This window comes from Uliginosibacterium sp. H1 (assembly GCF_036017065.1).
In the GTDB taxonomy this organism is placed as follows: domain Bacteria; phylum Pseudomonadota; class Gammaproteobacteria; order Burkholderiales; family Rhodocyclaceae; genus Uliginosibacterium.
In genome coordinates this window covers 346,794-359,104 of the sequence record NZ_JAYXHR010000004.1, presented here as the reverse complement: position 1 = coordinate 359,104, position 12,311 = coordinate 346,794, and the positions used below count along the sequence as shown (strand labels likewise).

The window sequence follows — 12,311 nt, the reverse complement described above, 5'->3', positions numbered from 1 at the left end:
GCGGCCCGGACGGCCGGCGCGCGCTGTCCTACACGCGACTTCCTGTCGTCCTACAACGGGATAGGACGCCCCCGATCCAGCGTATCCGCCTTGCCACGTAGCCTTTGCGAAACCGGAAGACCTGCGCCCGCAGGCATTTCTTCCTTCACCCAGGCGTCGAGCGAGGAGGCAGCAAAAATGATGAACAAGGATCAGGTCATGGGTCGTGCCAACTACTTCACCGGCAAGGTGAAGGAAGCCACTGGCTCGTTGATCGGCAACAGCGGCATGCAGGTGCGTGGCCGTGCCGACCAGATCGCCGGCCAGGCGCGCGCCGCCATCGGTGACGCCGAGCAGCGACTCAAGCTGCGCCTGCGTGCGCTGTAGGCCTGCCACCAGGCAGACCCCCATGCCGCATACGAAAGGAATCCCGATGCCGATGCGCAGCTCCGCCGACATGACCGTGCTGAAGGCCTATGTGGCCGCGGCCACCGTGCCGCCCGACATTCCGCCCAGCTCGCCCGCACCCGTGCCGCCGATTCCGCCCATGCCCGGCCCCGATCCCGACCGCGCTCCGATGCACGACCCGGAACCGGGCGAGCCGGAGCCAGTTGATCCGGAACCCCCGCTCATCGACCCCGCCGTCCCCACTGCCCCTCGCCCCATCGTGGTGATGCAGCGCTGCTGGCTGTTGCAATAAGGAATCGTCATGCAGAACGTTGTGCCCGGCGTGGGCAATCCGGTCGAGAAAGAATCGCTGAACGCGACCGACGCATCCAGTCCGCCCGCGGCAGTTCGCGACGACCAGCCCCACACCAAGCACGCCGCCCGGCCGCGCCACGTCACGACCGACCTGCAGCGCTACGACATCGATTGCGAACTGGTGTACGAAGTCGCGGCGCCGACGCACTTCATGTTCCAGCTGCAACCTGCCCGCCACGCGGGGCAGACGGTCCTGGCGGAGAGCTTCGAGACTTCGCCGGAGCTTTCGGTGCGCGCCTACGAACACACCGACGGCAACCGCTTCCTGCGCGTCGACGCACCGGCCGGCAAGGTCAGCTTCCGCCACCGCGCGATCGTCGAACTCGAACCGCTGCTGGTCCCGGCCACGCTGCCGGAAGTACCGGTCAGCGAGTTGCCCGACGACGTGATGCACTACATCAACACCACCCGCTACTGCGAGTCGGACCTGCTGTGCCGCGCCGCGATGCGCGAGTTCGGCCACATCACGCCCGGCCTGCCGCGCGTGCAGGCCATCACCGAGTGGATCCGCCAGAACATCGAATACCTGCCGGGCTCGTCGAGCTCCATCACCACGGCGCGCGACGTGTACGTCAATCGCGCCGGGGTGTGTCGCGACTTCGCGCACCTCGGCATCGCCTTCTGCCGCGCGCTCAACATCCCCGCCCGCTTCGTCGTCGGCTACGTGCAGTTCAGCGAACCGCCGCCGGATTTCCACGCCATCTTCGAGGCCTGGCTGGGTGACCGCTGGGTGCTGTTCGACCCGACCGGTATGGCCCCGGTCGATCGCCTGGTGCGCGTCGCCACCGGCCGTGACGCCAAGGACGTGGCGTTTGCCACGCTCTTCGGCCCCGCCATCATGGTCTCGATGAGGCCCGACATCTGCGAGGCGAACGTCGAGGACGCCAGCGCCCCGCTGGCCGAGTCCCCGGTTGCCACAGGCGGTGCGGCCAGCGTGCTGCCGCCGCAACCCGCGGTGTCGCCGTGTGCCGCGACGCCGTCCGACCATGCCGTCAGCGTCTGCGCCTGAGCGCCCGGAAACCCCATGCCCGCCACCGCGACCAGCACCCCTGCCGCGTCCCCGACGCTGCCGACCCGCGCCTACCGCTGCGAATGCGGGGCGCCGCTCTTCTTCCGTAACAGCCATTGCTTGCAGTGCGACAGGCCGCTCGGTTACGACAGCGAGCGGGCGCGCCTGCTCACCTTGGTGCCCGGCCCGGCGGAAGGCCTCTGGCACGCCGCCGGTGAAGCCGACCAGGTGCTGTACCGCCGTTGCGACAACCTCGACAACGATGCGGCCTGCAACTGGCTGGTGGAAGTCGACGACAGCGACACACCGTCGTCCGGCAGTTGCCTGTGCACGGCCTGTCGCCTCAACCGCACCATCCCCGACCTGACGGAGCCGAACAACGGCGTCCTGTGGGGTCGCATCGAACTGGCCAAGCGACGGCTGGTGTCCGAACTGATCACCCTGGACTTGCCGGTGCGCTCCCGCGTCGGCGAGGATCCCGAGCAAGGACTGGCTTTCGACTTCCTGCAGAGCCTGCCGGAAGGTCCGCCGGTAGTCACCGGCCACGACGAAGGCATCATCACCATCGACCTCGACGAGGCGGACGACGCCCTGCGCGAGCAACGCCGCACGGCCTTGCGCGAGTCCTACCGCACATTGCTCGGCCACCTGCGTCATGAGACCGGGCACTACTACTGGTACCGCCTGGTGCAGCACGATGCCGAATGGCTGGACGGATTCCGGCTGATATTCGGCGATGAACGCAACGACTACGCCGAGGCACTGCAGACCTACTACAACCTGGGTTGCCAGCCCGACTGGGCGACGCGTTACGTCAGCCCGTACGCCAGCTGCCACCCGTGGGAAGACTGGGCGGAAACCTGGGCGCACTACCTGCACATGGTGGATGCGGTCGGCACCGCGCACAGCTTCGGCCTGGGCGAAGACAAGCTCGCCATCGAGGCCGACCCCTTCCTCCCCGACACGCTGCAGGATGAATCGGACCTCGGCCGCGACGACGTGAATTCCGACGCGCGACAGGCCGAGACCAACTCCTTCCTGCAGCTGGTGAACATGTGGGTGCAGCTCACCGCCGTGATGAACGAGCTGTCCCGCAGCATGGGGCAGGCCGATTTCTATCCTTTCGTGCTGTCACCGACGGCGGTGCGCAAGCTGTTCTTCGTGCATCGCCTGGTGATCGACACTGCCGCCCGCGGCGATGCGACGGTGGCAGCGACCGCCGCGCCGCAGGCCGTCCCGCCTGCACCGGCCCCCGCGCCCGCCGCTCAGGCTGCCTGAACGCACGGCACAAAAAAAGGGAGGGCTGCAGATATGCAGCCCTCCCTTTTTGCGTCTCTGCTGCCCTGCCGCCGGCAGGGCAGCGGGTGGGTCACGCCACTAACGCTCCGCCTGCGCCTTCACGCTGTGCCCCGCCGGTGCCGGGCCGGCGGCGGCTGCCGTCTGACCGGCACGACGGATGACGTCGCGGCAGCTCATTTCCTGCTCTTCCGAAAGGTCGACCAGCGGAAGGATGGCCGCCACCGGCGCCACCAGGCCGAGCGCCACCGCACTACCCGCGCGCAGGGCCACCACCCCGGCATTGATGGATACCGCCGGGTCGTCGAAGCTGCCCCGTACGTAGAGCGGTGCGCGCAGCGAGAAGATGCGCAGGGATTTCTGCTCGGGTCGCAGCACGAGGTCGAGCCGCTCGTTCTTCATGTCGACGGTGCCGTCCATGGTGATGAAGGCTTCCTCGGTATCCAGCAGGAAGGCGCGCGTATCCATCACGCCGTTGTCGATGCCGAAGTCGCCCGCCAGGCAGTTCATCTGCACCTGCCGGTCGCCGAACAGGCGCGTCAGCACCACGTTGGCGACGTTCAGGCCCGCGGCCTCCAGCAGGAACTTGCTGAAGCTGCCCTGGGTGACCAGCACACGCGCCTCGCCGTCGGCACTGCCGAGCAGGCTGGCCACGGAGTTGCCCTGCGCCTCCATCACGATCTGCCCACCCAGTTGACCGAAGCTGCCCTGCATCGACTCGATGGCCGGGAACAGGCGCTTGAGCTGGACGCGCCGCAAGCGGGTGTCCAGCTTCGCGGCCATCGGCTTCTGCCGGCTGTCCAGCGTGATGTTGGACACCACCGTGCCACCGGCCACGCCGAAGTTGAGCGGCGCGAGGTTCAGTACGCCATCACGCAGCACGAGGTGCGTCGACAGGTTGTCGATGGGCAGGTCCTCGTCGCGCAGGATGCGCTCGCCGGTGAACTTCACGTCGGCATCCATCTTGTCCCAGCGGTCCACCTCGAAGGGCTCGGTGGGCAGCACCTTGCCACGCTTGCGCGCAGTCGCCGCCGCGGGCGGTGCGTCGCGCTTCGCCTGGCTGGCGGCGGAGTCGGCACCGATCAAGGGGGCAAGATCATCGAAGCGCAGCAGCTTCGAACGCAGCTCGCCCTTCAGCAGGGGTCGTATGGGTCCGCCTTCGTAGCGCAGGGTGCCGCCCAGGTCGCTGTTGCCCACCCGGCCAGTAAAGCCTTCGTAGGTCACCGCGCCACGCTTGCGGTCGATAGTGCCGTGCAGCCGGCCTTCGGTGCGGAAGGCCGAGGTGTCCGGCAGGTTCACGCCCAGCAGCGGGTAGAGGTGCGCCATGTTGGCGCCCGCCAGCTTGAGCTTCATGTCCACGGCAGTGAGGTTGATCGGATCGGACAGCGTGCCATCCACGGCGATGCTGGTCTTGCCGACGTCCACCCGCCCTTCGACCGGGAACGGTTCGTCACGGTCCTGCAGGGCCAGCACCGCGCCCGTGCGGCCCGCACCCTGCAGCGGTGCGCCGTGGTAGCGGCCCTTCACGTCGAAGGCCAGTCCGTACGGGTCCTGCGACGGGTCGTCGATACTGCCGAAGCTGAGCGCGAGCTGTACGTCCTGGCGCGCGTCGTCCAGGTCCAGGCGGCCACGCTGCAACACCACCCGCTCCACCTTGAGCGTCCAGCGCGAAGGCGCGCCGTCATCGCTGTCATCCTTCTCGGGAGTACGGAAGGTCCAGTTGTTGTCGCCGTCGCGCAGGCGTTGCAGCGACACGGCGGGGTCGTCCAGCGCGATGACCGCGAACACCAGCTCCTTGCGCAGCAAAGGCAGGGGCCTCAACAGGAAGTGCAGGCTGCCGGCGTGGGCGAATTGCGGCGCCGTCCCCCATTGCGTGTTGGCGACGTACACGTCGCGGGCGTGCAGGCGCGGCAGCGGCACCCAGCGCGCCCACCCGGCCTGGTCCGCTTCGGGACGATGGAAACTGAGCGTGAGATCGCCACGGATCTCCACGTTGCGACCGATGGCTTCACTGGCGCGCGTACCGATCCAGCCGCGCGCGCGGTTCCAGTCGAAGGTCAGCGCCAGGATCACCAGCGCGGTCAGCATCACGAGCAGGCCCAGCAGGAACCACCCCGTCACGCGCAAAGCCGTGCGGCCAGTGCGCGGCATGTGTAGTGCGCGATTCATGTCAGTTCTCCTTCCGGCTTGCTGGCGGTCCGGACCGCGAACCGCGGACCGGAAAAGGCACAACGCCGGCCGACCCGAAACGGGGCCGGCCGGCGCTGGCACAGTCTTGCAGCAGTACTTACTGGCAGAGGCTGCGGCATCAACGACGCGAGATCAGCGCGCCGGCCAGCAGACCGATCAGACCCGCCGCAGCGACCGAGCGCCACGGGTTCGACACGATGGTCGACTCCGCGTAGTCACGGGCATATACGGCGTTCTGGCGGGCGTACTGACCGAGGTCGCCAGCGACCAGGCGCACGTCTTCATAGACGCGGCCAGCCGAACCACGGGCGGAGTCCAGCGACTCGCGCATGTGCTCGCGCAACTGCGCACGGTGCTCGTCGAACTCGCGACCCAGGCGATAGACGCCGGCTTGCTCGTACGGCTCTTCGTCGACCGCAGCGCGATTGCTGATCACGGTCTTGCGGAAGTCCTGCGCGACGGCCGGCTTGCTGGCTTCGCGGCGGATGTCCGCTGCGGTCGCCGGGCGTTGGGCAGTGCCTTCCTGGAAGCCATCCGGCACCGGAGTGGGGGTGGCGGTCAGCGGCGTGGGGTTGGGGGCGTTGAGGGGTGAATTCATGATGTACTCCTTCCGGTTTGTGGGTGCGGAACTGGTGCGTTGCTGCGAGTTGGCTCATGACGCTCATGACGCACTGCGCGGACTGACTGCCGCGCCCGCCAGGTCCCGATCCGGGGTTGCGGTCGCGGTGCAGCCTTGCGTAGCCGCGTGAAGTTCATCCTATGGAATCCCCCGGCCGTGAGGCGTCGGAAGACACGGATCGGCCTGTGGGATATGTCCTTCAACGATCGTTCAACAATCGTTCGGCAGTTCCTTGGGCAGTCCCTCGGAAGTCACCCGGCAGGACTGTCCGGTCGGTCTTTCTCCCCGTCCCCGGGCCCCGCTCCTGCCCGCGCCGCGCAACCGCCATCCACACCCGCCGCGCAAGCCCTGTGGCACCAAGGTTTGACGCTGCCCGGCCAAACCCGGATCATTTCGCCCGTGCGCGATGTCTCCCGGGCAGTATCTGCTGCCCGGTTCTAGTGAAGGTTCCCCCTGATGACGATGTGTTCCACCGCCAGCGCCCCGCGCCTGGCAACGTCTGCCCCGGCCTGGACCACTGCCCAGGTCGCCGAGCTTTTCTCCATGCCGTTCAATGACCTGCTGTTCCGTGCGCAGCAGGTGCATCGCGAGCACTTCGATCCCAACGCCATCCAGCGCTCCACCCTGCTGTCGATCAAGACGGGCGGTTGCTCGGAGGATTGCGGCTACTGCTCGCAGGCCAAGCGCTACAGCACCGGCCTGGAAAGCCAGGCCCTGATGCCGCTGGACGAGGTGCTGGAGAAAGCGAAGCTCGCCAAGGCCAACGGCTCCAGCCGCTTCTGCATGGGCGCCGCCTGGCGCGGCCCGAAGGACCGCGACCTGGAGCCCGTGCTCGAGATGGTCAAGGAAGTGAAGGCGCTGGGCCTGGAAACCTGCGTCACGCTGGGCATGCTGCGCGAAGGCCAGGCCGAGAAGCTGAAGGATGCCGGCCTCGACTTCTACAACCACAACATCGACACCGCGGCGGAGTTCTACGCCGAGGTGATCACCACCCACTCGCAGGAAGACCGCTTCGACACCATCGCCTCGGTGCGCGACGCCGGCATCAACGTGTGCTCCGGCGGCATCGTCGGCATGGGTGAGTCGCGCCGCGCGCGCGCCGCGCTGATCGGGCAACTGGCCAGCATGGAACCGCCGCCGCAATCGGTGCCGATCAACAACCTGGTGCGCGTCGAAGGCACGCCGATGGCGGAACTGCCGCCGATCGACCCCTTCGAGTTCGTGCGCACCATCGCCTGCGCGCGCATCACCATGCCGAAGAGCTACGTGCGCCTGTCGGCCGGTCGCCAGGAGATGAGTGACGAGTTGCAGGCCCTGTGCTTCATGGCCGGCGCCAACTCCATCTTCTACGGCGACAAGCTGCTGACCACCGGCAACCCGGACGTCGAGCGCGACGTCGCGCTGTTCGCCCGCCTGGGCCTGAAGTCGGTCTGAGCCCGCGCCGGACGCGAGGCTGCCGCAGCGATGAGTGACTTCGCACTCGACGGCGCGCAACTGCGCCGTCGCGTCCAGCGTCACGCTGCCCACGCCCGCGCCGGCAACTTCCTGGCCCGCGAGAGCGCCAGCCGCATGGCCGAGCGCCTCGACCTGCTGCGCAACCAGCCACAACGCATCCTCGACTTGGGCTGCGGCACCGGCGAGGACCTCGCCCTGCTGGCGGCGCGCTATCCGGATGCCCAGTGCATCGGCATCGACTTCGCTCCCGCCGTGCTGGCCCAGGCGCGACCGGCGCGCGGCTTCGCAGACCGCCTGCTGCGCCGCGCACGCGGGCCTGCACTGCTCTGCGCGGATGCCGCCGCCCTGCCCCTGGCCCGCAGCAGCGTGCAGATGCTGTGGAGCAACCTGCTGCTGCCGGCCTTCTCCGACCCGCTGCCGGCTTTCCGCGAGATGCACCGCGTGCTGGCCGTGGAAGGCGTGCTGATGTTCGCCACGCTGGGGCCCGACACGCTGCGCGAACTGCGCGCCGCCATGCCCACCGCTGCTGGCGAGCGCGTGCATCGCTTCATCGACATGCATGACCTGGGCGACACGCTCGTGGCCGCCGGCTTCACCGAGCCGGTGATGGACATGGAACGCCTGACCCTCACCTACACGCAGCTCGACGACCTGCTGCGCGACCTGCGCCAGGCGGCCGCCACCAACGTGGCCACCACGCGCCCGCGTGGACTCGCCGGCAAGACGGGCTGGCAGCAGGCGCGTGCGGCCTACGAGCGCCTGCGTCAGGACGGCCGCCTGCCGGCCACCATCGAACTCGTGTTCGGCCACGCCTGGAAGGCGGCACCGAAGACCACCGAAGACGGTCGCGCAGTGATCCGCTTCGAGCGCGAACGCCGCCCGCTGCGTGGCTGACCGCGCGACCCAGTCGTAACCAACTAACCGCCCCGGAAGACATCGCATGCGCACGGTCTGGCTGTTCGATCTCGACAACACCCTGCACGATGCGTCGGCGCACATCTTTCCGCACATCAACCGGTCGATGACCGAGTACCTCGCCTGTCACCTGGATCTGTCGGAAGATGAAGCCAATGCGCTGCGCATGCGCTACTGGCTGCGTTACGGCGCCACCCTGCGCGGCCTGATGCGCCATCATCGCCAGTGCGACCCGCGCCATTTCCTGCGCGACACCCACACCTTCGACGACCTGCCCGGCATGCTGGTGGCGGAGCGCCGCATGCGCGCCTGGCTGCGCCGGCTGCCCGGCCGCAAGCTGGTGTTCTCCAACTCGCCGCGCAAGTACGCACGCGAAGTGGTCAACCTGCTCGGCATCGCGCCCTTCATCGAGCGGGTGATCGGCGTCGAAGATCTCACCTTCCAGCCCAAGCCGCGACGCCTGGCCTACCAGCGCGTGCTGCGCGCGGCCAAGGTACCGGCGGCGCGCTGCGTCATGGTGGAAGACACCCTCGACAACCTGCGCATTGCCAGACAACTCGGCATGCGCACCGTCTGGATCAGTCGTCGCAGCGGCCGTCCCGCCTTCGTCGACCGACATGTCCGTTCCGTCTGCAGCCTGCGCGGCTGGCAGCGCTGACGCCTTGCCGGGCAACGCGGAATCCGGGCTAGAATCCTCGCCGCAACGCCCGCTCCGCGGGCGTGACGAATCCGACAAGCTGCCGCGCAAGCACACCCCGCGACGTCCAGCAGCGAGACATACTGATCACATGGCACGCACGCCCCGCTCGCTGTTCACCAAGATTGCGCAGCACCTGCTCAGCCTGGCATTGATGCTCGCCACGCTGTCCGCCATGCCAGCCCTCGCGCTACCCGGACTCGATCCGGACTTCTCCGACGCGCCGCCCTCCAGCGAACAGCTGCCACCACCCGATGTCGCCGGTGCGCTGACGCCGGACCGTACGCGTCTGCAACTGGCGCCCGACCTGCCCGCCGAGCCCGTCGTCATGCCGGCCGTGGTGCCGATGAGCGAAGAGCCGGATGCCGCCACGCCGGTGCTGTCCGCCGAATCCCTCAGCCTGTCACCCCTGGGCGTCGCCTTGCTGCTGATTCTCGCCGGCGTGCTGGCGCGTCGTGCCTACCAGTGGTGGATGGTGCTCAACCAGCGCCGCCGCATCGACCAGCCGGACTGGAGTGCGCTGCGCAGTGCCGACTGGCCGGTCGTCACCCTGCTGGTGGTGGCGCGCGAGGTCGGTACCGCCATCGAGCCATTGGTGGAATACCTCCTGACCATGGACTACCCGCCGGAGCGCCTGCGCATCCGCCCCACCGGGCAATTCACCACCGCCCAGCGCGGCGCCGTCGCGGCGCTGCTGGCGCGCCACCCCGGTCGCGTACTGCCCACTGCCGACCGGCCGCTGGATGGCATCCGCGAGGCGGACACCGACATCGTGCTGATCCTGCGTGCCGAATGGACGCCGGACCGCAACTTCGTACGCCAGGCCGTCGCGCCGTTCTTCGACCCCTCGGTAGGCGCGGTGCTGGCGCCGCTGGACCCGGTGGTCGACGGCCATCCCTACACCCGCCTGCGCCAGCTGTCGCGCGCGGCCTGGGCGCGGATCGTGGCGCCCTGGCTGGCCCGCGCCAACCTGCCGGCACTGGGCGACACCTTGCTGTTCGGCGTGCGCCGCAGCGCCGTGGCCGCCGCCGGTGGCTGGCGCCAGACCACCAACGAGCGCTGCGCGGACCTCGTCTGGCGCCTGTTCGCCGAAGGTTGGCACAGCGCCTGCCAGACCGCGCTGTGGGTCAGCGGCAAGCAGCGCGATCCGCAAGCGTCCCAGTTGCCCGGCCTCTTCGTACACCTGCCCGCGCTGCTCGCCTCGCAGCGCATTGCCTGGCGGCAGAAAGGCCGCCTGCTGGGCTACGCGCTGGCGCGCGGCAGCCGCCACCTGGCCGGGCTGGGCATCCTGCTGGCGGTGTTCGAATATGCCAGCGGCAATTCCCTGCTGGCAGGGCTGGCGCTGTGCATCCTGCTGACCGAGGCACTTGCCGGCCAGAGCCTCACCTTGCTGGCCGCCGGTGCCCAGGCCTGCCAGCGCGGCACTCAGGTCAGCCTGCTGCCACTGGCGCTGCTACGCCTTGCCGGAGTCGGCCATGCACTCCACTGAGCTCGGGCAATCCGGCTGGCCGGCGGGCTGGCCACTCGGTTTGCCGCTGGGTTGGCCGCTGGGTTGGCCGCTTGCCTGGCAAATCGCGCTGCTACTCGGAGGCGCGCTGCTGCTGGCCCTGCTGCTGCGCCCTGCCCGCCGCGAATGGCTGCGCGAGCAGGACGACGAGGCCTCGCCAGCCCCGCGCCACGAAGACCGCATCGACGCCCTGCGTACGATGGCCACGCAGGAGTTCAGCGACATGCTGCAACGTGTCCGCGACAATGGCGGTGTCATGCGCGGCATCGACCTCGACGGCGAGCCGGTGCTGGTGCTGGGCAGCAAGCAGGACCTTGCCAGCCAGATCGAACCCGGCACCCGGCGCATCGGCTTCGGCGTGCTGACCAGCCAGCGCCTGGACGTTCCCGGCGAGCTGGTGTGCGAGCGCGACCTGTTCGCAGAGGGGCGCGCCAGCGTGGCGCAGAGTGCCGTGGTGCGCAGCCTGCTGAGCCTGCGCGATGTCGCCATCGGCGTGCGCGCACGCGTCACCGGGCGGGTGCACGCGGACGGCCGCCTCGACGTGGCCGAGGGCGCCTGGCTGCATGGCGAGGCTTCGGCCGGCCAGGCCCTCGCGCTGGCACGCCGCACGCGCTTCGTACGGCTGCACGCGCCGGTCATCGAGTTCGGCACGCGCGAGGTGCCGGCCGCGCGCCCGGGCGGGACACTGCCCGAGTACCTGCCCGGCGATGCGCAGCACGACGCGGCCAACCGTCGCTACATCGTGCATGGCGATCTGAGTGTGCCGGCGGGTCACCGCGTGATGGCCGACCTCATCGTCGGCGGTCGCCTCGTGGTCCATGAAAACTGCATCATCACCGGCAGCCTGCGCGCCGATCGCAGCGTCCGGCTCGGACAGGGCGTGCAGGTCGAAGGAGGCATCGTCAGCCCGTCCGATATCCGCATCGCCGACAACTGCCGCATCGACGGGCCGGTGATGGCAGGTACCCGCCTGATCGTCGGCACCGGTTGCGTCCTCGGCACCCGAGGCGACCCGGTGAGCGTCAGTGCCGCACGCATGCGCATCGCCACCGGCAGCGTGGTCTACGGCTTCGTTTCGGCCCGACAGGCCGGCCAGGTGGTTGCGCCACAGGACTTGCAGTCATGAGCACGCGGGCCGCGCCTTCCCTGCGCCGCAGCCTGACGCGCGCCCTGCTGCACGGCGTGGCCATGCTGCTGCTGGTCGCCCTCCTGCAAGGCAGCCTGCACGCTGCATGGCAATGGTTGCTGCAAGCCGGCGTGACGCTGCTCGGCCTGCAGGCCACGGTGCAGTCGGGCCAGCTCAGCCTGTTTGCCGGCCTGCGCCTGCCGGTCGTGGCGATCGACGCGGGATTGCCGTCACCACACGGCTGGGCCCTGGCGCTGCACGGACTGATCCTCGCCGGCGCGACCGTCACCGGCTGGCTGGTCCGTCATACGCGGGAGCGCCTTGCCCGCGTGCTGTGGGCGATTGCCCTGCTGTACACCGTCGCCCTTGCTGGCTGGCTGTGGGCGCCCCAGTCCAGCGCGCATTCCCTGCTGGAACACACGCGCACCCTCTCCGGCATCATCGTGGCCCTGCTGTTCCTGCTGCCGCTGCCGTTGTGCGCGAGCCTCGCGGCGCTCGGCTTCAGCACCGCCGGCCTGTGGCGGGTGATGGCCCGCATCGGGCTGGCGTTGGTGGTATTGCTGCCGCTGCAATTGCTGAGTCACGCCGTGATTGCCAGCCATCTGTCGGTCAATGCCCTGCCGGCGCTATTCCTGCTGGGCGGGCCGCTGGCCGACGTGTTCGTGCTGCTGGCCATGTTCGGCGCCAGTTTCGCCGCCACGGCACCACCGCCCGAACGACGCCAACTGGCGCGCCTGCGCTACGAGGAGCACTGAC

General features: G+C 69.1%; 12 protein-coding genes. 10 read left to right on the top strand and 2 right to left on the bottom strand.

The features are described 5' to 3' along the window. The first annotated feature begins 177 nt into the window (after nt 1–177). The 4 genes from VVD47_RS20710 to VVD47_RS20695 are packed head-to-tail and all read left to right on the top strand — an operon-like array spanning nt 178 to nt 3,028. Nucleotides 178–366 (top strand): CsbD family protein, encoded by a 189-nt coding sequence (locus VVD47_RS20710; protein ID WP_327605431.1) that lies wholly within the window; start codon nt 178–180, stop codon nt 364–366. 46 nt (nt 367–412) lie between these two features. Beyond that, nucleotides 413–679 (top strand): hypothetical protein, encoded by a 267-nt coding sequence (locus VVD47_RS20705; RefSeq protein ID WP_327605430.1) that lies wholly within the window; start codon nt 413–415, stop codon nt 677–679. 9 nt (nt 680–688) lie between these two features. Continuing rightward, nucleotides 689–1,750, top strand: a complete 1,062-nt coding sequence (locus VVD47_RS20700; protein ID WP_327605429.1) for a transglutaminase-like domain-containing protein — start codon at nt 689–691, stop codon at nt 1,748–1,750. A gap of 15 nt (nt 1,751–1,765) precedes the next feature. Beyond that, nucleotides 1,766–3,028 (top strand): zinc-binding metallopeptidase family protein, encoded by a 1,263-nt coding sequence (locus tag VVD47_RS20695; RefSeq protein ID WP_327605428.1) that lies wholly within the window; start codon nt 1,766–1,768, stop codon nt 3,026–3,028. Between the two features lie 99 nt (nt 3,029–3,127). On the opposite strand, the gene VVD47_RS20690 is transcribed toward VVD47_RS20695, so the two are convergent. Together VVD47_RS20690 and VVD47_RS20685 are read right to left on the bottom strand one after the other, a co-directional pair. Beyond that, nucleotides 3,128–5,215, bottom strand: a complete 2,088-nt coding sequence (locus VVD47_RS20690) for an AsmA family protein (RefSeq protein WP_327605427.1) — start codon at nt 5,213–5,215, stop codon at nt 3,128–3,130. A 139-nt stretch (nt 5,216–5,354) separates the two neighbouring features. Then, nucleotides 5,355–5,834: a DUF883 family protein gene (locus VVD47_RS20685; RefSeq protein WP_327605426.1), complete on the bottom strand. Its 480-nt coding sequence runs from the start codon at nt 5,832–5,834 to the stop codon at nt 5,355–5,357. Between the two features lie 477 nt (nt 5,835–6,311). On the opposite strand from VVD47_RS20685, the gene bioB reads away from it, so the two are divergent. The 6 genes from bioB (at nt 6,312) to VVD47_RS20655 (ending at nt 12,310) form a co-directional block, all read left to right on the top strand. Then, complete coding sequence (gene bioB, locus VVD47_RS20680; protein ID WP_327605425.1) at nt 6,312–7,289, top strand: biotin synthase BioB; 978 nt, start codon at nt 6,312–6,314, stop codon at nt 7,287–7,289. A gap of 30 nt (nt 7,290–7,319) precedes the next feature. Then, nucleotides 7,320–8,204, top strand: a complete 885-nt coding sequence (locus tag VVD47_RS20675) for a methyltransferase domain-containing protein (protein ID WP_327605424.1) — start codon at nt 7,320–7,322, stop codon at nt 8,202–8,204. A 46-nt stretch (nt 8,205–8,250) separates the two neighbouring features. After that, entirely contained in the window at nt 8,251–8,883 is a 633-nt protein-coding gene (locus VVD47_RS20670; protein ID WP_327605423.1) for a pyrimidine 5'-nucleotidase, read from the top strand. A gap of 130 nt (nt 8,884–9,013) precedes the next feature. After that, on the top strand, nt 9,014–10,411 hold the full coding sequence (locus tag VVD47_RS20665; RefSeq protein ID WP_327605422.1) for a glycosyltransferase family 2 protein: 1,398 nt from the start codon (nt 9,014–9,016) through the stop codon (nt 10,409–10,411). After that, nucleotides 10,398–11,555 (top strand): hypothetical protein, encoded by a 1,158-nt coding sequence (locus tag VVD47_RS20660; RefSeq protein WP_327605421.1) that lies wholly within the window; start codon nt 10,398–10,400, stop codon nt 11,553–11,555. The genes VVD47_RS20665 and VVD47_RS20660 overlap by 14 nt, the downstream gene beginning before the upstream one ends. Continuing rightward, nucleotides 11,552–12,310 carry a hypothetical protein gene (locus VVD47_RS20655; protein ID WP_327605420.1) on the top strand — a complete coding sequence of 253 codons (759 nt, stop codon included), beginning with the start codon at nt 11,552–11,554 and terminating at the stop codon, nt 12,308–12,310. Before VVD47_RS20660 ends, VVD47_RS20655 begins: the two co-directional genes overlap by 4 nt. The last annotated feature ends 1 nt before the right edge of the window (nt 12,311 follow it).

Excerpts from the sequence above, each read along its gene's own strand:
- VVD47_RS20710 (WP_327605431.1), top strand. The coding sequence starts at position 178 with ATGATGAACAAGGATCAGGTCATGGGTCGTGCCAACTACTTCACCGGC.
- VVD47_RS20695 (WP_327605428.1), top strand. The coding sequence starts at position 1,766 with ATGCCCGCCACCGCGACCAGCACCCCTGCCGCGTCCCCGACGCTGCCG.
- bioB (WP_327605425.1), top strand. The coding sequence starts at position 6,312 with ATGACGATGTGTTCCACCGCCAGCGCCCCGCGCCTGGCAACGTCTGCC.
- VVD47_RS20675 (WP_327605424.1), top strand. The coding sequence starts at position 7,320 with ATGAGTGACTTCGCACTCGACGGCGCGCAACTGCGCCGTCGCGTCCAG.
- VVD47_RS20665 (WP_327605422.1), top strand. The coding sequence starts at position 9,014 with ATGGCACGCACGCCCCGCTCGCTGTTCACCAAGATTGCGCAGCACCTG.
- VVD47_RS20660 (WP_327605421.1), top strand. The coding sequence starts at position 10,398 with ATGCACTCCACTGAGCTCGGGCAATCCGGCTGGCCGGCGGGCTGGCCA.
- VVD47_RS20690 (WP_327605427.1), bottom strand. The coding sequence starts at position 5,215 with ATGAATCGCGCACTACACATGCCGCGCACTGGCCGCACGGCTTTGCGC.
- VVD47_RS20655 (WP_327605420.1), top strand. The coding sequence starts at position 11,552 with ATGAGCACGCGGGCCGCGCCTTCCCTGCGCCGCAGCCTGACGCGCGCC.
- VVD47_RS20685 (WP_327605426.1), bottom strand. The coding sequence starts at position 5,834 with ATGAATTCACCCCTCAACGCCCCCAACCCCACGCCGCTGACCGCCACC.
- VVD47_RS20670 (WP_327605423.1), top strand. The coding sequence starts at position 8,251 with ATGCGCACGGTCTGGCTGTTCGATCTCGACAACACCCTGCACGATGCG.
- VVD47_RS20700 (WP_327605429.1), top strand. The coding sequence starts at position 689 with ATGCAGAACGTTGTGCCCGGCGTGGGCAATCCGGTCGAGAAAGAATCG.
- VVD47_RS20705 (WP_327605430.1), top strand. The coding sequence starts at position 413 with ATGCCGATGCGCAGCTCCGCCGACATGACCGTGCTGAAGGCCTATGTG.